The sequence below is a fragment of the Bacillus paramycoides genome (assembly GCF_001884235.1).
Taxonomy (GTDB): Bacteria; Bacillota; Bacilli; order Bacillales; family Bacillaceae_G; genus Bacillus_A; species Bacillus_A paramycoides.
The window spans coordinates 59615-79014 of record NZ_MAOI01000066.1 but is presented as its reverse complement, the minus strand read 5'-3'; the positions used below and the strand labels follow the sequence as shown (position 1 = coordinate 79014).

Here is a 19400-nt window from a genome sequence, read left to right as displayed (position 1 = left end):
CCTGTGGATAAACTTGTACACACTTTCCACATTAATTTTTCAGTCAATTTGGAATTTACTAACAATCTATGCACATTTTATCCACTGAGGTATGTGGATAACCCCTTGTTTGTGACTGTCATATTTTTTTGGTACATTAAATGCAACAACGAATCAATCCTTATATTATTAGGAGGTGACTCACCTTGAAAACAAAACATATGGAACAGTTATCTACTGAGTTACTCACTGAGTCTTATTATAAAGCAAAAGAGCTAAAATTAAATCCCGACTTCATTTTACTTATAAAACAAGAAATTATTAGACGCTCATTAGAGGACAAGCTTGTCAAATCTTCTTGAGTACATATAGATTACTGATTGACCTGTAAAAAGAGCCATCCTACGATGGCTCTCGAATAAACAAGTACTCCTATCTAGGGGATTTCTTCATTAAGCACCTTTGTCCATATTTCTTAATTAGAGCCTTCACAAGTTTATAATAAAATCTTTTCTTTACTTACGAGATAATCGAGTTGCAATTTTTTCACCAAGACGAAGCTCTTGTCCACTTGTCAATTCCTTCATTACTTCAATCATATCTTTTTCAAACAATAAAACAACTGTTGAACCAAATGTAAAGTATGCCATCTCTTCGCCTTTTTGAACAGTACTTCTTTCATGAAGAAGCTCAATACTATTTACAAACATTGCCCCTACTTTTACAAGCGCCATATGTTCGCCTTCACTATTTACTTCTGTAACAGAGCGATAATTTTTCGACAACGGTTCTTTCCCATATTCCATACCGGCTGCATTTACTGGATATGATTTTCTACCGAGTACAAATCTTTCAGTCACAGAGCCTGAAAGTGGACTATGAATGCGATGATAATGACTTGGACTCAAATAAATTACCATATATGTACCGCCTGCATATCGTTTTGCACGCTCTTCATTACCTAGCATATCCACTATTGAATATCGTTTGCCTTTAATATCGAATGTTTTTGTATCCTCAATAGGACCTTGATCAGCAAAAACACCATCAACAGGACTAATGATACTCGATGCGTCTGTATCAATACTACGTTTTCCTTCTTTTAGCCTACGTGTAAATAAATCATGCAATGTTCGATATTCCTTCAAACCCTTTTCCATCTCATCTTGATTGATTTGAAAAACTTTCGCATACGATGGAATAATGATAGAGCTTAAACGAGATTGTGCAAATTTACGTAATATATAAGAAGTAAAACGACCATTTGTAAGTTCGATCATAAGTCGATATAATGTACGTCGCAAATTGCGAAACCTCCTAATCAGTCTGTAACTTTAGTTTCCCCTTCTTTTCTCTCTATATCATATGTAAAATTGGTTCTTATTCCCACATATAGAATGGAGCCGCTTCGTTATACACGAAGAAAAACTAAGTATAATTTTTATTCTTAAATTGGTTAGCACCTTCTAATATTACAGATAGAACCCGTCATTTTCAACAGTGAACATGTATTTCTTCTTAGAGCGGCTCGTTTTCTTTCCTTTTTTCCGAAAGAAAAGCAGCCACTTTTAAAGTGTAGCTGCCTACAATGTACATTATTCTTTTGCTTTCTTCTCTTTCTCAGCTCGCACAAATTCATGGAACATTTTCATTAAAGCACGCTTTTCAATTCGTGATACATAGCTCCTTGAAATACCAAGCGCCTTCGCAATCTCCCTTTGTGTTTTCTCCTTATCAAGCCCAAGCCCAAAACGCTTCACAATCACTTCTTTCTCTCGTTCATCTAAAATATCGATATACTCTTTAATCTTCTCTAACTCCATACTTAACTGAATCATATCAATTACATCTTCAGATTCTGATTTTAATATATCAATAAGTGATATTTCATTCCCCTCTTTATCTTGCCCGATTGGATCATGAAGTGAGACATCTTTTTTCGTTTTCTTCAGTACACGTAAATGCATCAAAATTTCATTTTCAATACAGCGTGCTGCATAAGTTGCAAGCTTTGTTCCTTTCCCTGCTGAATAGCTTTCGATCGCTTTAATAAGCCCAATTGTACCAATTGAAATTAAATCTTCTGCATCTTCACCGGTGTTTTCAAATTTTTTAACAATATGAGCTACAAGCCGTAAATTATGTTCAATTAAAAGATTTCTCGCTTGAGCATCACCTTGCTCCATTAACTCTAAGTACTTTCTCTCATCATCTGATGATAACGGCTGCGGGAACGCATTGTTCTTCACATAAGAAACAAATACAAACACTTCTCGAACCATATATCCAATTGCGGCGAATAGACTCAAACCCTTCACCTCCGCCAAAATAGTGGTCTTTACTATGTGTATGTGGGCGTGAGGTTGTTTGTGTCTGTACGATATCATTCCAATATGTTTTTTAAGCATACTATTTGTCTCACAAAGCTTCGCTACGTATACTTAAACAAAAGATTGGAGAGTGGAATATGAAACATTTCATTACCCTCTTGTTCATAAGTAGCTTGTAAGAGATGAACTCCTTGTACACTCTTACAAGCTACTTGTACTACAAGGAGGGATTACAAATATGAAATTTGAAAGAACACGTGCTTATACAAGACCTCAACGCCAACGCATTATAAATAGGAAAATGAATATTGTGAAGCATGCTTGGGGCCATATTCCTGAAATTACCGGTATTTTTGCAAAAGGAAAAGTTCACTGTTCCTGCGGAATGTGTACTATAAAGTGGAGAATAGATGGACCACCTGCTAGTGCACAGCGGTGGTTATACAAAATTAATACATGTGAAGAGTAAATTTTCTTTCTAAAAAAGGTCTTCTCTCGAAGACCTTTTTCCCTATTTAAAGACTTATTTACTCCAAATCTTCTCCCCAGTATGTGCATCAATATAACGAATTTCTCGGCTAAAATCGAAGAACTCTTTACGATTTTCATCCGTCGTTTGTTTATACAGTAATTGATATATCGTTTCCTCTGCATCATTATCTATATACCATTCTAATTTAACTCGGATGGCCTTTTTATATATTTCTAACGCTTTTTCTTTTGTTACTTTTGGTGTTGTTTCATATGTGAGCAATTCTTTTATAATGTTGCTAGATTCTCCTGAGTAGTGCATCACAGCACCATTTTCTGTATTGATGTTGATCATAAATTGCATATACTCTACTGGAATCCCATTCACATATACGGAAAAGAAAAATCTTTCAACTCCATATTTTTCCTCATCACGTTCATCCCAAAGATGAAGATATTGTGTAACATCTGGAATAACTCGTTCTAAAAATTGAAGTGCTTTCTGTAAGCATTCCTCTCTTGACAGTATTTGTTTTGCTTCTTTAGCTTCTGTCAGTTTTATAAAGCCAATTAACTCATTGGTTGATTTATTAATAGTAATGCCAACTAAATTATTATACTTTAACATCGGCAAATGTTTTTTAAAAAATTCATTCATTAAATATGGATTCTTCTCTTCTCTTTCTTTTTGCAATTCCTCTTTCGGTACAAATTTCATCCTTATTTCAAATTCATTTTCCGTCTCATCTACTTTTGTAAAACTTTCTTTATCCCAATCAAACAAAGCAAATATATCATCTTGTTGACTACCTTTTGTCGGTTTGATAACCTCTACTGTTGGAGGTAATTTATAGTGATCTGGTCCAAACAAATCCTTACCTGTACTTGCATGAATAGACGCATGGACAGGTTCTGGCTCATACAAAAGGTGATATCCTTTTATTTCTTGTCCATTTTCATATGCACATGAGGAGAATGTTAAATCAGCAAACACCAGCCTCATATCTTGTCTAGCTTTCAGATTTTCTAAAACGATGTTCTCATTAACAATTTCAATTGGCCATAACGGCTTTTCTTGTATACTTTTTCGTCCGTTATAGGAGAAATTCACAACATTCCCTGAAGGATGCACTCGCACAACACACCCTGTATTCGGCAATGGATATCCATTCACCTCTTGCATATAATTTACTTCCTTTAAATCTCGCCAATCCTCCACATACACATATGTATAAAATTCAAATCCTTCTCGCAAATGTTTTTTTATAAATTCATTCGCAATCTCCTTCGCCTTGTTCTCGTCCATCTTTTCATTATTACTTGGAAAATAATTATCATCATCTATCCTTAATTCAAATAGGTCATCTGTATGTCTATTCAATGAAATTTGTATCGTTTTCTCCACATCCTCTTTATGTTCCCACCATAATAGATGATGTGGGTCATCCACCCCTTCTTTATCATCTACAACAAGCCTATAATCATCTGTAATTTCAATAATATGTGCTACTTGTTTTTTTCTTTCTTTATCTTTTTGATTCATCATTTCCTCCCCTTATATATAAGTTAAATTAATCATAACACCTTTCCAAAAAAAGGATGATAACAAATGATAAGGAGAGGCTACTATTGTCAGTTTTTATCGGTAAATTGATATATTTTAAAAATCGCTCATATAATTGGAGTTGCGGTCGATATATTTTAAAAAATCGCTGATATAATTTTATTCTTTATAACCATAAATCAAAATTGCATTAATGCATCAAGATCATAATCCCTATACATAAAGAAAAAAGACAAAAAACTGAAACAATTAGTTCATACGAATTTCACATGAATCTATTACTATAAGAATTGTACATAGCGAACTTACTAACAATCGCGTTTATTCATATATAAAATTTCATTTGAAAGGAGTTGAAAATATGAAAACTAAATATCGCTTTATGATTTCATCATTTGCTGCTTGCGCCTACATGATTTGGTGTTTAGTATAATAGCAACTTCACTTGTAAATAGGAAAAGGTGTGTATATAAATGGAATATAACCAATCAACAGTTAACTACTGGAAAGCCTTTGTATTACCTTATACATTCGCTTTAGAAGAGTTAAAAACTAAATTTGAAATTATGAACCGGGAAGCTCAATTTTTAGAAGACTACAACCCGTTTGAACATATAAAAACAAGACTTAAACAACCCGAAAGTATCATTAGGAAGCTTGAGCGTAAAAACTTATCACCAACAGTTGAAAATGCTCAAACACAATTACAAGATATTATCGGCATCCGTATTACATGTTGCTTTGTAGAAGATATTTATCATTTAAAAGAGGTTATTGAGAAGCGCGAAGATATGGAGATTGTAGAAGTAAAAGATTATATTGCTAATCCAAAACAAAATGGCTATAAAAGTTTACACATGATAATAAAATATCCATTAGCACTAAATTCTGGTACGAAAGATGTCTTTGCAGAAATTCAATTACGTACACTTGCGATGGACTTTTGGGCAAGTTTAGAACATAAACTTTACTACAAATATGAAGGAAACATACCTGATTATTTGAAGGATGAACTGCACGATGCTGCTATGAAAGCTGAAGATCTCGATAATAAAATGGCGACAATCCGTCAAGATATTGATGACATTGAAGCATGTTCAAATCAAATTTTATTACCACTTTAAAAAGGTTCTCTCCTATGAGAACCTTTTTATTTCTTTTCTATCGTACGAACCTCTTCAATTTTCCATCCTTCATCTTCTTTTCCAAGCCCATATTGTACTTTCTTCTGAAGAGTAATTCCCCCGTCTATTTCCTTTTCCTCTGTTTCAACAATAACAAGCCCACCTTTAAGAGCTTTCATATTCATATGTTCCAATTCGATTTTCTTATTTCCCTTTTGAAATGCCGCTTCCTTTTGTGTTTTTAAGTCTTCCGCACCGAGCATTTTGTTTGAAAATAACGTCATATGCTCAGTGAAGTTTTTTTCATTCGTCGTTCGTACATATGCTTCAATAACCCCTTGAATAGCCCCCTCTTCTTCTTTCGTTATATGTACTTGTTCTTCCGTCTTCTTAGCGACTGTTTTCTTTTCTATATGCTCCTCTTTAGATTGACAACCAACTAACAATAGTCCGACTAGAATAGCGACTCCTAATTTCCCCGTAAAACCTCTCATCTTTTCACCCTTCCTAAAAAGAAAAAATGAGGCAAAAATGCCTCACTTTCTTTTATAATTAGCGTCTTCCTTTATTTGGGTCGCCGCCGCCAACAATATCAAAGACACGTTTAGCTATATTTGTATTCTCTTGAACGCCAGAGAATAAGTATTTACCTGGTCCGAATGCATATACGTTCACATCTTCACCTGTATGTCCACCCGTTGTCCAGCCTGTAACCGAACGCTTATTGAAGATATCCTCAATCGCATTATCAATCTTTGTTACATCTTTTGATGGAGCTATATCATTTACAGCTTTAATTTCTTCTGGTGTTAATTGTAGATCAATATACTTTTTCAATGTTTCTTCTACATTTGCACCTTTTGCAATCTCATTTGCCATAAAGTCTGGTGTACGTTTCGCAACTTTAATCGGCTCTACTTTAAAGTTATACTCACCATTCGCACCTAAAGACAATCCTCCAGTAGAATGGTCTGCAGTTGCAACAACTAATGTATTTTTATCTTTTTTCGCAAACTCAATCGCTGCTTTAAATGCTCTTTCAAAGTCTTCCATTTCACTCATTGCTGCAACGATATCATTATCATGTCCAGCCCAGTCGATTTGACTTCCTTCAACCATTAAGAAGAAACCATTTTTATTTTTGTTCAAACGATCAATCGCTGCATTTGTCATCTCTTCTAATGACGGTGTTTTATCATTACGATCAATCATTTTATCTAAACCGCCTGGTGCAAATAAGCCAAGAACTTGATCGTTTTTATCATTTAATAATTGATTACGATCTGTTACATAACTATAACCAGACTTCTTAAACTCTTCGGTAAGATTACGGTCTTTTCTAACAAAGTTATTTACGCCACCGCCAAGCATAACGTCTATCTTATGCTTATCTTTTATTTTCTCATCAAAGTAATCATTTGCGATTTCATCCATATTTTTACGACTAATGTTATGTGCACCGAAAGCAGCCGGTGTTGCATGTGTAATTTCAGAAGTTGCAACAAGTCCTGTTGACTTTCCTCTTTCTTTCGCTTGCTCAAGCACTGTTTTTACTTTTGTTTTATCATTATCAACTGCAATAGCTGCATTATATGTTTTTATACCTGCTGACATCGCAGTTGCTGCTGATGCAGAGTCTGTAATATTTTCATGTTCATCTTCTGGATATGTTTTTTGTGTTCCTACAAGATGTTTATCAAATTCTGTAGATTCCATTTCAAATGTTTTTGGATTGTCTTTCATGTAGCGATGAGCTGTCATATATGAAGGCCCCATACCATCCCCAATTAATACAATGACATTTTTAATCTTTTGATCGCTATCTTTCCCATCTGCTTTAACACTGTCTGTGCGTGTGAAATTCCACGTCGCTACAGAAGTAATTGCCAATGACGCCACAACGGCAAATGGCCATGCTTTTTTTACGAACTTTTTCACTTTTTTGTCCCCCTAATTAGGTTATTCATTTCCCACTATCAAATTTAATAGAAGACTGTTAAGAGAAAATTAGTTATATGTAAATTTTTTGTTAACTTATGTAAATATAAGTTATAATTTGTATAACTGTGTCCTTTCATATCAATCATAGCGCCCTTTACAAACTAAATATAAAAAAATTAGATTTCTTTTAACGTAAACCTCTTACTTTACATTTCGTAACAATATCAACTCTATTTTTAAAAATAAAATAGAAACTTGGTGAACCTTTATGAAAACAATAAAACTAAACGAATCTTCCATTCCAGATTTACTCTCTCTTTGTGAATCAGTCGGGTGGCTACAGCACGAAAGTTTTATGAAAGAACAATTCCATATGTACCTTTCAATTGGCACAATTTTTGGCTATGTACATGAGAATAAACTTATTGCATCTGGAGGGGTATTTTCATTCGACCCTGGATTTTCTTCTATCGGCATGTTAATCGTACATCCTGATTTTCAAAGACAAGGCATTGGCCGTATCTTGCTAAATAACAGCTTAAAACTAGCTCATTCACCGCTTCCTATTATGCTCATTGCAACAAAAGCTGGTGAACCTTTATATCAATCATATGGATTTCAATCAATAACAACAATTCATCGTTTCGAAAAACAAGCAACTTACATAAATACAAATTCCGTACCCATAAAACAAATTCAGCAAACTGATCTTCAATCTCTAATTTCTCTTGATCAAACTGCGACTGGTGCACATCGTTCTAAGATTTATTCATCGCTACTATCAAGAGCAACTTACTCATTTAAAATTGAACGGAATAATCAAATAGATGCTTTTGCTTTATGCATACAAAAAGGAAATGTACTATGTATTACTCCACTTATTTCAAAAAAAGAAGCAGACTCTATTCAATTATTAGAAATGATTTGTAAATCGTGGAATGGGACAATACGCATTGATGTTCCGCATTCACAATCCATATTCCGCCAATTTCTGCAAACAGCAAATTTCCATGAAACACTTCTTTCACCTCTTATGATAAAGAATAGTAATCAACTTCCTGGAAACCGTAATATGCTATTTGCTATGATAGATGCAGCGTTATGCTAGAAAGGGGACAACTAATTGAAGCAACTTACCTATCTTATGGCGGGCTGTCTGACTCTTGCATTATTAGTAGGATGTAGTGCCGCAGAAAAGCCCGTGGAACAAGTAAAACAAGTGAAAAATACAATTACTGCGAAATTAACTACAGAAGAAAAAATGATTGAAATAGATGGACAAACGATTTACTTTAAGCAAATTGGCAGCAAGAAACCACCTTTACTTATGATTCATGGATTTGGTGGATCATCAGATGGATTCCAAAAGATTTATTCTGATTTAGCAAAAGATCATACAATTATTTCTGTGGATGCTTTAGGGTTTGGGCGTTCATCTAAACCGATGGACTTTTATTATTCCTTTCCAACTCATGCGAACTTATATTATAAGTTAATGAAAAAACTAGGTTATGAGACATTCGCAATACTCGGTCATTCCATGGGCGGAGAAATTTCTCTTAATTTAACATATTTATATCCTGATGCAGTTACCCATCTTATTTTAACCGACGCTACAGGTGGCCCTCACTCATTAGTAAATAAACAAGGCTCTCCTAAACCACAATTGTCGACGGATTTAAGTACAGTTTCTTCTGTTGCAGACTATGATGAAAGCAAAGTAAAATTTAAACGTAATGATGAAGAACATTATAACAAAATGAAATTGTGGCCTAGGCGTCTTCAAATCAATGCAAATGAAATAAAACAACCAACTTTAATTATATGGGGAAGAAATGATAGTAGTGTTTCTTGGAAAGAAGGAGAAACTTATCATCAATTCTTAAAAAATAGCACTTTTCATATTATAGAAAAAGGTTACCACGCACCATTTCGTCAAGAACCACAAGAATTTGTAGGGTATGTACAAGATTTCTTTGAGAAAAATCCTATAAGTGCTGAAAAATAAATGGGTATCTCATTTTTGAGATACCCGTTTTCATATATTAAGCAGCTTGCTTTTGGCGTTTTTGAGTTTTTGATCCTAATACTTTCGGTATAACGAAACCATCGATTCCAAGTTTTCCAGCATTCATACCAGAAACAAGAACGAACATTGATAAGATAACCATTTCAGGGTTTACACCAATTGACCCACTAAACAGATAGGAAAAGTTCATTACAAGACCGAAAAAGACCGCTGTTTTTGTTAAACAGCCTACAATTAAACCAATTCCGACTAAAATTTCTCCCCACGTTACAAGTGTATTAAACAGATCTACATTTGGAATTGCAAATTCTTGTAAGAATGATGCCCACCAAGATTGAACCGCCGGTTGTGCTCCTTTAGATTTTTCAATTGCACCTTGTAGATAACCAGTTGCATCGAATCCTTTTCCTTGTAGTTTACCGATTCCAGCCATTAGCCATGTGTACCCAAGATATACTCGGATTATCGCTAATACAAAAGAAACTGCTTTGTTTTCTCTTAAAAATTGAATAACCATATCTTCCTCCTAAAGTTGTAATTAAGTTAGTTACAGATAATATAATATCATTAGTTACTTATTTTTATAATGTTAATTATGAATAATTTGTGACATCTGAATAAAACATCCAAAACTAACGTTTATATAGTAACTTTTATTACCTGTAAAAACTTGAACATATCATACCATAGTTGATAATCATTTTCACTGAAAAAATGTAAAAAAACTGTGTGCTAAATGCGAAACGTATTCATTCTATATTCGAATAAACATGTTTCAGGCTATTCATATAATCGAAATGTACGGGTCTTCTCATCAATTAATCTTGCTTCTTGAAAAGCATCTTCTACTGTTTTTTTATGATTAATAAGCCCGTAAAATAAGCGAATTGTAAACATAAGTGCTGCATTTCCATCCACATAATCTATCGATCCAATATACGATTTTGCACCCTTTTGTAAAAATACTTCTGCTAGTTTTTGTTCTCCTAACGTACAACCACTATTTACAATATGGATATTATGCAATTTTGCATATCTCTTAATTTTTGCTGCACCAAAGTATCCTCTCGGTTCATTTTCGTCATACACATCTTCTCCTAACTCTTCCATTACAAATTCCCCTTCATCACCATGAAAGCAAAAAATAACATAATTGATATCTTTATATAAAGTCTTTCCGGAAAGAACATCGATGAAATCTTTCGGTCTACCGATCCAATATGTCACAACTCTCGCCCCAAAATATTCAAGTGTTGCTCGAATTGATTGCGCTTCCAAATCAGAGTTATAGCCAACTACTAGTGCAATGTTCATTTGACATCCCCTCCCTATAAATCTATTTGATATATCCCCGTTTCTTCTAAAAAATCATCTCTCGTTAAAACTACTTTTTGTAAATATTGTCTATAAGCTGTAATTGTTCCATCATGCGAAACGATACAAACTTTTTCTGCTTTTAACTGATAGCACCAATGCAGAAACTCACCTACTATTTGTTGAAATTCCTTCTCTCGGATTATATTGATTCCCTCATTCCATAACAGTTCATTTGTACTTTCTTCTAACGAAAAATGTGGAAATAAATTTCTAATTATCTTTCGATCTAACAATTGATCACACGGCAATGTTTTAGCTAATTCACGATAAGGGAAAATGCGTGGGGATATATATGGATGAACGATTTTTTGACAAACAACATTCGAACTCCACATTGTCGCAGTTTGTAGTGTTCGAAGTGTAGGACTAGCGATTAATATATCCCTGTCTTGTAATGGTACATGGCACTGAAGCAATTCAGCCTGCTTCTTTCCTACTCCCGTCAACGGCGGATTCACCACTTGCAAACTTAATGGTAAATCCTTTGTATGTTCACCTTCACCATGACGAACAAAGACAAGTTTCATACTCCTCTTCCTCTCAATATAAAATAGTCTCACATATTCCTTCCCTATTTTATTCTTCATTCCTGCTATATGAATTTTTTACAAGAAGAGAAGGACCACAAATATGAAATGGATTATCGTCTTTATCGGAATGATCATATAGGGATACATAAATAGCTTTTTTAATAGTGATAAAACTGCTAATCCTTGGATTACAGATGATGAACGTGAAGCAAAAATTAAGCAACAAGCAATTATCGCAAGCTGGTCCGGTGTTTTCATTTTTTGCATCATTAATCTCTTAAACAAATAGTTAGATTTAGGAGCGAGCGAAAAATCCCCTTACTTGCCAGACCCTTTCGAGGCTATTTCAAAAGAAAATATAGAGTTACTAGTTTTACTTATGCTATTTATTACGTATAGAATATTTTACTTATATTACCGAAGAAAACTAAGTGCTTAACTTTTATCTCATGATTTTCCTCCTAAATGGTTATAGTAATTAGGACGAAATGAAAAAAGGAGAGATATAAAAATGAGTAACTCAAATGACTTTTTAGATACATTGCATGAAAAGCAAGCAAAAGATGAACAAAATAGAAAACATCAAGGGAATGGAAACCCTGCGAAAAAAAAGCCAAATAAGACGCATAAATAACATTGAAAATCCTGCCTAAAAATTATATTTCAGGCAGGATTTTTTACTCGTCTTTCACCGAAATGACATCTTCCCAATTCCATTTCTCATAATACCACTCTGGTACATCTATATTTTCAATCCACTTCTTTTCATATTTCCCATCGCTATGAGCAAGCCATACATCAGCTTTCTTACGATTTGAACGTATCCACATTAATTGATTGCTCTTCTTTATAAAGATAGGATTATAATCACCTTGATTATAAGGTGGCTTTGTGATTTGATGTTGTTCATCGCTTGTACTATTTATCTCATATAAAGTTGGTAGTGGCCTTTTTTCCGGATGTATCGATAGTTCTGCTTCCTTTGCCCTTGAAACGATAATTACTTTATCGTTCTTCCATGTGAAGTCCCAATCAACATATCCTTTTGGAGTAAATGTATTTTGCTGTAGGGCTGGTAATTCTTTTACTTTTAAATGTTTATTCTCTAATGCAACTCTTCCGCTACCTTCAATATACGCCAATATATTTTTTGATGGCGACCATTGAAACCATTGTGTATTTAACAACATTTGATCTATTTTTTCAAAACGACTGCCGTCCGCTCGAATTAAACAAAGTGTATTACTATCCGCTGACAAAGAAGCTGTTGGTACTGCTAAAAACGAAATCCACTTTTGATCTGGTGACCACTTAAATCCACTTGCAACTAATGCTAAAAAGTCATCATGCTCATTCGGTAGTGCATATAAATGTTTCATCTTATGAGGATTCATATTTGCATCCTTTTCCATTTCATATAGCTGAGCTCCTGTCCATCCTGTTGGAAGTAAATACGCTTCAGATGATACAAGAAACCTCTTACCATCAGGATACCATGCATAGTCACCTACACCAGCTGATACATTTTCAAAATCTGCTTTCTTTTTTTCAGCATCAAACGTATTTAATGTACGTGCAAATACAAATGCAATTACATTCTCTATTGGTGACCATTGATAATTCGATGCTTCTGATTGAAACGGTGTAACTTTCTTTCCATCTTTCAGCCGATACAGTTCAAGATGATTTCGCTTCTTTCCTTTTGCATATGCAAGCCATCCTCCATCATATGACCATTTCGGCCCTGTTATGTACTCTCCTTTTGTAATCTGCTTTTCTTTTTCATCGACTTTAATCCAAAGATCATGATTACGAATAAAAGCAACTTTTACTCTATTATTTTCTGCGCTAATAATAGAAATTGTACAGAAAAAAAGAAACAAACTCACGCTGCCACTTACTATAAACTTTTTCATATAACACCCCTATTTTTCCCTATAGCATCCCTCACATTCCGCTTGCTATATGCATGTTGTAGCCATTCGACATAATCCCAAAAAATTTCCCAAGAAATTTTTAATTCAAAGAGGATCGGTATGAATTATGTCAAATGTATAGTTTAGCCAACATCGGTCTTTATAATTAACGATAGAAATGTAATTTTTTTCTGAAAATTAGTTTTTTTTATTAGAGAGAGTTTCATTGTTGCAACTGATGCAACTGAAAATACATCTAATTTAAACGTTGATTTAGAAGTAAAATAATAAAATTATTGTTGACAAGCTTTTCAATATAGTTTTATAATACAAAACATAGTTTAGTTGAACGAATTATATATCGGCTTTGAAGGAATACTAGTAGCGACTTATATCCCTGTCTCAGAGAACTGATGGTTGGTGCAAATCAGTACATATACAAGCGTGAATTACAATTCTGGAGCTTCTTTCCCGTAATGCTTTTTATGCATGAAGAGAAAGACGGATCTTTCCGTTATCTTAAAGTAAGTGGTAAACAATTAGTTGTTTACAAATAGGGTGGTACCGCGATTTTTATCGTCCCTATCGGATATTCCGATAGGGACTTTTTTGCGTCCTTCCCTTTTAAATAACTTCATATATACGCGTTGAAAGAATCGCAGTAGTATCTTGTATCCCTGTTTCAGAGAGCTAATGGTCGGTGGAAATTAGCACATATATAAGTACGAATTACAATTCTGGAGCTTCTTTTTCGTAGTGCTTTTATGCATGAAGGAAAAGACGGAGTTTTTCCGTTATCATTAGTTGAGATGTAAGTATATTTTCACTTACAAATAGGGTGGTACCGCGATTCTTTCGCCCCTATCGGATGTTCCGATAGGGGCTTTTTCTATTTCTCACGCAAACAGTTGTTAAATAATTCCGAATCTTATGATAAAATTCTATAAGCGCTTACAATTTTGAAGGGAGGTGGTACAAGCTATACGAACCGGTATTCATTTTTATAGAAAAAAAGGAGGATGTCTAAATGACAAAGAAAACAAAAATTCCATCACATTTAAAACCATTCGTATCCACACAGCATTATGATCAATACACGCCGGTGAATCACGCTGTTTGGCGTTACATTATGAAACAAAACCATAACTTCTTAAAAGATGTTGCTCATCCAGCATACGTTAATGGACTACAATCATCTGGTATTAATATAGATGCGATTCCAAAAGTAGAAGAAATGAATGACTGTTTAGCACCAAGCGGCTGGGGCGCCGTAACGATTGACGGACTTATTCCCGGCGTCGCATTCTTTGATTTTCAGGGGCACGGATTACTACCAATCGCAACAGATATTCGTAAAGTAGAAAATATCGAGTATACACCAGCTCCTGATATCGTTCATGAAGCAGCAGGACACGCACCGATTTTACTCGATCCTACATATGCAAAATATGTGAAACGATTTGGACAAATTGGAGCGAAAGCTTTCTCCACCAAAGAAGAACATGAAGCTTTCGAAGCTGTTCGTACATTAACGATTGTAAAAGAAAGCCCGACTTCTACACCTGAAGAAGTTGCAGCTGCTGAAAATGCTGTAATCGAAAAACAAAACTTAGTTTCTGGTTTATCAGAAGCAGAACAAATTTCACGTCTATTCTGGTGGACAGTGGAATATGGCCTAATCGGTAATATAGATGACCCGAAAATTTACGGTGCTGGTCTCCTTTCCTCTGTCGGTGAAAGTAAGCATTGTTTAACAGATGCTGTAAAGAAAGTCCCATTCTCAATTGAAGCTTGTACAGGTACAACTTATGACGTAACAAAAATGCAGCCACAGCTATTTGTTTGCGAATCATTTGAAGAGTTGACTGAGGCACTTGAGAAGTTCTCTGAAACGATGGCATTTAAAACAGGTGGCACAGAAGGATTAGAAAAAGCAATCCGCTCCGAAAACCATGCTACAACTGAGCTAAGTAGCGGATTACAAATTACAGGTACATTTACAGAGACAATTAAAAATGATACTGGTGAAGTCATTTATATGAGAACAAATACACCAACTGCATTAGCAATTCATAATAAACAGTTAGCAAATCATTCTACATCTGTGCATAGCGATGGATTCGGGACACCAATCGGATTACTAGATGGAGATATTGCATTAGAAAATTGTACAGAAGAACAATTACAATCATTATGCATTACAATTGGAAATAGTGCAGAGTTTACTTTTGCAAGTGGCATTCATGTAAAAGGAACAGTAACAGACATTGTAAAGAATGATAAAAAGATTGCTCTTATCTCCTTTATAGATTGTACAGTTACTCATAAAGATCGCTTATTATTTGATCCTTCATGGGGAGCATTTGATATGGCTGTCGGCTCACAAATCACTTCTGTATTCCCAGGAGCGGCAGATGCAGCTGCATTTTTCCCAATGGATGAAGAAGTACAAGAAACTCCTGATCCGCTTGTACTGACTGAGCTTGAACGTATGTATCAAACGGTTCGTGATATTCGAGGTGAAGGTACTTTACACGGCGCGCATGTCGAGCAATTAGTAGCAATCCAAGAAGTATTAAATAAATTTTATCCGAAAGAATGGTTGCTTCGTCTTGAAATTTTAGAATTGCTTTTAGAACATAACAAAGGTCATGAAGCATCAGCAGCATTATTACAACAACTTTCTACCTTCACAACTGACGAAGCTGTAACGCGTCTTATTAACAATGGTCTTGCACTACTACAGATAAAGGATGTGAAAAATGATGCTACGATTAAATAATGAAGAAGTACAAGAGGAATTAGCAAAGCTGGATAAATGGACAGTGAAAGATGAAAAATGGATCGAAAGAAAATATATGTTTTCCGACTACTTAAAAGGAGTCGAATTTGTCTCTGAAGCCGCCAAACTATCAGAAGAACATAATCACCATCCATTTATCCTTATCCAGTATAAAGCAGTCATTATTACTTTGTCATCATGGAATGCAAAAGGTTTAACGAAACTAGATTTTGAGCTTGCGAAGCAATTTGATGAACTATTTTTACAAAACGAAAAAGCAATTATAAGAAAGTAAAAAAGAGAAGCCATTTTTAGGCTTCTCCTTTTATTTTGAAATGTATACAATGTCCAAATGGGTCCTCAACTTGTAATATTCCATCTTTGTACGTAGCAATCTTGCCAATATTTTTTAAGCTTTCACATACTTGTTCTTTTTGTTTTTCATCCGCTAGTACAATTGTGAAATATTTCAAGCCGACGGAATTTGGCATTTGCGGTGGTATCCCTTCACCTTGCCATGTATTTAAACCAATATGGTGATGATAACCACCTGCGGATACGAACAACGCTCCATTACGAGCTGGGATGGTTACTTCAAAACCAAGACCATCAACATAGAAACGTTTCGCTTCTTCCAAATCAGCTACATGGAAATGAATATGCCCCATCACAGTACCAGCTGGAAAGCCATTCCATGTACTTCCTTGCTGTAATAATTCTTCACCGGCTAACGGGTTACTAACAAATGGTAGCTCTCCATTTTCATCACGCCAAATTTCTTTTTGGCGATCATGATAAATTTCAATCCCGTTTCCATCTGGATCAGCTAAATAAAGGGCTTCACTAAAGTAATGATCGGCTCCGCCGTGCAGTGGATATACCATCTCTACAAGATGACGAAGAACATTCGCTAAATCCTGTCTGCTTGGTAATAAAATTGCGTAATGATATAACCCTGTTCTCCCTCTTTGTTTCGGAAAAGCTTCTTTCTTTTCTTCAATGATAAGGAGTGGCTCGTCATTTTCATTCCCAAATGTAACGACTGTTTCATCTTCTTTTAACACTTTCATGCTTAGTACTTCCGTATAAAACTCTAGTGATTTCTTTATATTTGATACGTATAAATGAACAACATCAAGTGTTGTATCGGAATGAAGTTGAAAACTCATCTTGTTAGCCCCCCATGTAAATTAAGCTTTTTTAAACACTTTTTCTTTTAAGAAATTATCTATAAAACCGTCTGCTTTTGCAACAAATAAGTACGCACCCATCGCTAACAATGCAAGTTCTAATTCGAAGCCAGGATTTTTTCCATCTCCTAATAAACCAGCTGACCATTTCACTTTTACAATTGCTCCAACCATAACAAGTGCAAATAATAATCCAATATATCTTACACCTAAACCTAGAATTAACAATAGACCACCAACTAATTCCACTGTTGCTACACCGTATGCAAGTCCTCCTGGTAAACCAATGCTTGTGAACCACCCTGCAATATTGTCAATTCCTGATTGGAATTTTGTTAAACCGTGCATAAAGAACGTTACCCCTAACACGATACGAATAATTAAGTTACCGATATGTTGATTCATTTCTTTCTCTCCTTTATAGTTTTCTCATACAGAACTTTTATTTACATTACAAAACATACACTAATTATTTTTATTCGTCAATTCATTTTCAGTGGGAAAAAATATATTTTTTTTGCTATGATACAAATAGTTGTTTACAAAAAGGAGCTTGATTTTTATGAACATTGGTTCTGCAATACGTGAAATTCGTCAACGTAGAGGGATAACAATCGCACAAATTTGTGAAGGAACAGGCCTTTCTAAAGGCTTTATGAGTCAGGTTGAAAATAATAAAACATCACCATCTATCTCAACTTTAGAAACGATCTCCAATTTTTTAAACGTTCCCCTTCCCTATTTATTATTAGAACAAAAAGATCGGTTGAAAGTTGTAAAAAAAGAAGAACGTAAATACAGTGTATACGGAAAAGATGAACAAAGAATTGAACATGTTGCGGAGCAAGGTGGTCTTCGCCTATCTCTAGTAGAAATTCCTACCGGGTTTCCGAAAGAAAACTCACCAAATGCTCATGAAGGGGAAGAATGTCACCTTGTATTACGTGGAAAACTAGAAGTTCAACATGGGGAAGATATTGCAATTGTAGAAGAAGGTGATTCTTTCTCCTGGAATGCATGTGTTCCTCATATTGTTCGTAATGTAGGTGAAGAAACTGCATTATTACTTATCTCTAGTCATGCGGAAAATCGAAAACGTGTTTACTAAATAATAAAAAAGAAGCCTGTTTCAAACAGGCTTCTTTTTTATTCCCGTATAATTCCATAACTTGTCCCGACTAGTACAGTCTTTTCATGTTGGTTACGATAAACTGACTCTATTGAAACTTTTTTATACCCCTCCATTTGTTCAATATTTGTTAAAGTTAGTTCACAAGTAATCGTATCCCCTGTAAAAACTGGTCTAATAAACTCACTTACTAATTCCCTTGCGATGTAATGTAACTCTTCGCCTACTTTCGTCCCAATGCTAGCAGTCAATAAGCCATGAACCATTAATCGTCCATTCTCATCATATTCCATATGATGTCTACCTTTATCGCCTGTAATATTTGCAAATTCAAAAACTTCTTCCTCGGTAAACTTTCTTTCGTATTTAAATACATCCCCAACTTTTATACTCATTTTTATCCCCCTAATAATGACTGAATTTTCTTTCATTTTACCATAAAATGAGCCTTAATTCATTTTCTATTATGAAAAGAATCAGAATTACTTAACTATGATTTTTCTTTACTTTCCGCTCATTTATCGATGGCCATCCCTTTTTGCCACTTGATACCCATAGTACGCACATGTTCCATTTCTTGATAACTCTCTTACTTCAAAACCACAGCTTCTATAAAAATCAAAATTGTTAGCAGATGTATGCGCAAACCAATCGCCATGTGGAAGCTTTTGCAAACAAAGAGCCACAAGTTTCTTACCTAATCCTTTTCCTCTATACTCACACTTCACAACTAAATTTACTATGTTAGCAACCATGATTTGATCAGAAATCACTCTAACCATCGCGACCATCTCTTCTTCATCCCAAATTGTGAAAGCCCATGTTGAATTTTCAAATGCTATCGTAAATTTTTCAATTTGCCAAGAAGGGATATTATCATTACTCCAGCCAGCATCTTCAAATAATGTTTTAATTGCATATGCTGGCACTCCATTCGTTCCTTCACGAATAATTAGTCCATTATGATAAATATACATTTAATCCCTCCTTTTATTTTTATATACCATTCTTCAAAAAGGACATTTCACCTTTAAAAAA

22 protein-coding genes, 1 pseudogene and 2 other annotated features are annotated in these 19400 nt (G+C 34.6%); of the genes and pseudogenes, 10 read left to right on the top strand and 13 right to left on the bottom strand.

The window, feature by feature from the left end:
- The first annotated feature begins 185 nt into the window (after positions 1 to 185).
- Positions 186 to 341, top strand: a complete 156-nt coding sequence (gene sda, locus BAU28_RS11065; protein ID WP_000850094.1) for a sporulation histidine kinase inhibitor Sda — start codon at positions 186 to 188, stop codon at positions 339 to 341.
- A 153-nt stretch (positions 342 to 494) separates the two neighbouring features.
- Here the strand turns inward: sda and BAU28_RS11060 are convergent, their stop codons facing one another.
- Together BAU28_RS11060 and sigK are read right to left on the bottom strand one after the other, a co-directional pair.
- The gene (locus BAU28_RS11060) at positions 495 to 1283 is read right to left on the bottom strand and encodes a phosphatidylserine decarboxylase (protein ID WP_071718582.1); all 789 of its coding nucleotides are present in this window, start codon (positions 1281 to 1283) and stop codon (positions 495 to 497) included.
- A gap of 291 nt (positions 1284 to 1574) precedes the next feature.
- A complete protein-coding gene (gene sigK, locus BAU28_RS11055; RefSeq protein WP_000051382.1) occupies positions 1575 to 2288 on the bottom strand; it encodes an RNA polymerase sporulation sigma factor SigK in 714 nt (237 codons plus the stop codon).
- A gap of 259 nt (positions 2289 to 2547) precedes the next feature.
- On the opposite strand from sigK, the gene BAU28_RS11050 reads away from it, so the two are divergent.
- Positions 2548 to 2778 carry a hypothetical protein gene (locus BAU28_RS11050; RefSeq protein WP_071718581.1) on the top strand — a complete coding sequence of 77 codons (231 nt, stop codon included), beginning with the start codon at positions 2548 to 2550 and terminating at the stop codon, positions 2776 to 2778.
- A 54-nt stretch (positions 2779 to 2832) separates the two neighbouring features.
- Here BAU28_RS11050 and BAU28_RS11045 read toward each other — a convergent pair whose 3' ends face one another.
- Entirely contained in the window at positions 2833 to 4326 is a 1494-nt protein-coding gene (locus BAU28_RS11045; RefSeq protein ID WP_071718580.1) for a YcdB/YcdC domain-containing protein, read from the bottom strand.
- A gap of 491 nt (positions 4327 to 4817) precedes the next feature.
- Here BAU28_RS11045 and BAU28_RS11040 point away from each other — a divergent pair, with 491 nt between their 5' ends.
- Positions 4818 to 5468, top strand: a complete 651-nt coding sequence (locus BAU28_RS11040; RefSeq protein WP_071718579.1) for a GTP pyrophosphokinase — start codon at positions 4818 to 4820, stop codon at positions 5466 to 5468.
- Positions 5469 to 5494: 26 nt separating this feature from the next.
- Here BAU28_RS11040 and BAU28_RS11035 read toward each other — a convergent pair whose 3' ends face one another.
- Both BAU28_RS11035 and BAU28_RS11030 read right to left on the bottom strand, forming a co-directional pair.
- A complete protein-coding gene (locus BAU28_RS11035) occupies positions 5495 to 5962 on the bottom strand; it encodes a hypothetical protein (protein ID WP_071718578.1) in 468 nt (155 codons plus the stop codon).
- Positions 5963 to 6020: 58 nt separating this feature from the next.
- A complete protein-coding gene (locus tag BAU28_RS11030) occupies positions 6021 to 7406 on the bottom strand; it encodes an alkaline phosphatase (RefSeq protein WP_071718577.1) in 1386 nt (461 codons plus the stop codon).
- Between the two features lie 271 nt (positions 7407 to 7677).
- Between BAU28_RS11030 and BAU28_RS11025 the strand changes: the two genes are divergently transcribed.
- Positions 7678 to 8517, top strand: a complete 840-nt coding sequence (locus tag BAU28_RS11025) for a GNAT family N-acetyltransferase (protein ID WP_071718576.1) — start codon at positions 7678 to 7680, stop codon at positions 8515 to 8517.
- 36 nt (positions 8518 to 8553) lie between these two features.
- Positions 8554 to 9417 carry an alpha/beta fold hydrolase gene (locus BAU28_RS11020; protein WP_376769445.1) on the top strand — a complete coding sequence of 288 codons (864 nt, stop codon included), beginning with the start codon at positions 8554 to 8556 and terminating at the stop codon, positions 9415 to 9417.
- Positions 9418 to 9454: 37 nt separating this feature from the next.
- Here BAU28_RS11020 and BAU28_RS11015 read toward each other — a convergent pair whose 3' ends face one another.
- The 3 genes from BAU28_RS11015 to BAU28_RS11005 form a co-directional block, all read right to left on the bottom strand.
- Positions 9455 to 9955, bottom strand: coding sequence for a DoxX family protein (locus tag BAU28_RS11015; protein ID WP_002173538.1), 501 nt, complete (start codon positions 9953 to 9955; stop codon positions 9455 to 9457).
- A gap of 263 nt (positions 9956 to 10218) precedes the next feature.
- A complete protein-coding gene (locus BAU28_RS11010) occupies positions 10219 to 10752 on the bottom strand; it encodes a delta-aminolevulinic acid dehydratase (RefSeq protein WP_071718575.1) in 534 nt (177 codons plus the stop codon).
- Between the two features lie 14 nt (positions 10753 to 10766).
- Complete coding sequence (locus tag BAU28_RS11005; RefSeq protein ID WP_071718574.1) at positions 10767 to 11342, bottom strand: phosphoglycerate mutase family protein; 576 nt, start codon at positions 11340 to 11342, stop codon at positions 10767 to 10769.
- A 148-nt stretch (positions 11343 to 11490) separates the two neighbouring features.
- Here BAU28_RS11005 and BAU28_RS11000 point away from each other — a divergent pair.
- Positions 11491 to 11784, top strand: a pseudogene (locus tag BAU28_RS11000) (phosphoglycerate mutase).
- A 72-nt stretch (positions 11785 to 11856) separates the two neighbouring features.
- Complete coding sequence (locus tag BAU28_RS10995) at positions 11857 to 11979, top strand: DUF4023 domain-containing protein (RefSeq protein WP_002173541.1); 123 nt, start codon at positions 11857 to 11859, stop codon at positions 11977 to 11979.
- Positions 11980 to 12022: 43 nt separating this feature from the next.
- Here the strand turns inward: BAU28_RS10995 and BAU28_RS10990 are convergent, their stop codons facing one another.
- Positions 12023 to 13261: a TolB family protein gene (locus BAU28_RS10990; RefSeq protein ID WP_071718573.1), complete on the bottom strand. Its 1239-nt coding sequence runs from the start codon at positions 13259 to 13261 to the stop codon at positions 12023 to 12025.
- Positions 13262 to 13619: 358 nt separating this feature from the next.
- Positions 13620 to 13848: a binding site (T-box leader), on the top strand.
- 51 nt (positions 13849 to 13899) lie between these two features.
- Positions 13900 to 14127 (top strand) — a binding site (T-box leader).
- 161 nt (positions 14128 to 14288) lie between these two features.
- On the opposite strand from BAU28_RS10990, the gene BAU28_RS10985 reads away from it, so the two are divergent.
- Both BAU28_RS10985 and BAU28_RS10980 read left to right on the top strand, forming a co-directional pair.
- Complete coding sequence (locus tag BAU28_RS10985) at positions 14289 to 16043, top strand: aromatic amino acid hydroxylase (RefSeq protein WP_071718572.1); 1755 nt, start codon at positions 14289 to 14291, stop codon at positions 16041 to 16043.
- The gene (locus tag BAU28_RS10980) at positions 16024 to 16338 is read left to right on the top strand and encodes a 4a-hydroxytetrahydrobiopterin dehydratase (protein WP_025147376.1); all 315 of its coding nucleotides are present in this window, start codon (positions 16024 to 16026) and stop codon (positions 16336 to 16338) included. The genes BAU28_RS10985 and BAU28_RS10980 overlap by 20 nt, the downstream gene beginning before the upstream one ends.
- A 16-nt stretch (positions 16339 to 16354) precedes the next feature.
- On the opposite strand, the gene BAU28_RS10975 is transcribed toward BAU28_RS10980, so the two are convergent.
- Entirely contained in the window at positions 16355 to 17212 is an 858-nt protein-coding gene (locus tag BAU28_RS10975) for a VOC family protein (RefSeq protein ID WP_071718571.1), read from the bottom strand.
- A 21-nt stretch (positions 17213 to 17233) separates the two neighbouring features.
- Positions 17234 to 17638 (bottom strand): DoxX family protein, encoded by a 405-nt coding sequence (locus tag BAU28_RS10970; RefSeq protein WP_025147374.1) that lies wholly within the window; start codon positions 17636 to 17638, stop codon positions 17234 to 17236.
- Between the two features lie 157 nt (positions 17639 to 17795).
- Between BAU28_RS10970 and BAU28_RS10965 the strand changes: the two genes are divergently transcribed.
- Complete coding sequence (locus BAU28_RS10965; protein ID WP_025147373.1) at positions 17796 to 18341, top strand: helix-turn-helix domain-containing protein; 546 nt, start codon at positions 17796 to 17798, stop codon at positions 18339 to 18341.
- Between the two features lie 38 nt (positions 18342 to 18379).
- Here the strand turns inward: BAU28_RS10965 and BAU28_RS10960 are convergent, their stop codons facing one another.
- Together BAU28_RS10960 and BAU28_RS10955 are read right to left on the bottom strand one after the other, a co-directional pair.
- A complete protein-coding gene (locus BAU28_RS10960) occupies positions 18380 to 18757 on the bottom strand; it encodes a hotdog family protein (RefSeq protein WP_002173548.1) in 378 nt (125 codons plus the stop codon).
- Between the two features lie 123 nt (positions 18758 to 18880).
- Positions 18881 to 19339, bottom strand: a complete 459-nt coding sequence (locus BAU28_RS10955) for a GNAT family N-acetyltransferase (RefSeq protein ID WP_002173549.1) — start codon at positions 19337 to 19339, stop codon at positions 18881 to 18883.
- Positions 19340 to 19400: the final 61 nt, after the last annotated feature.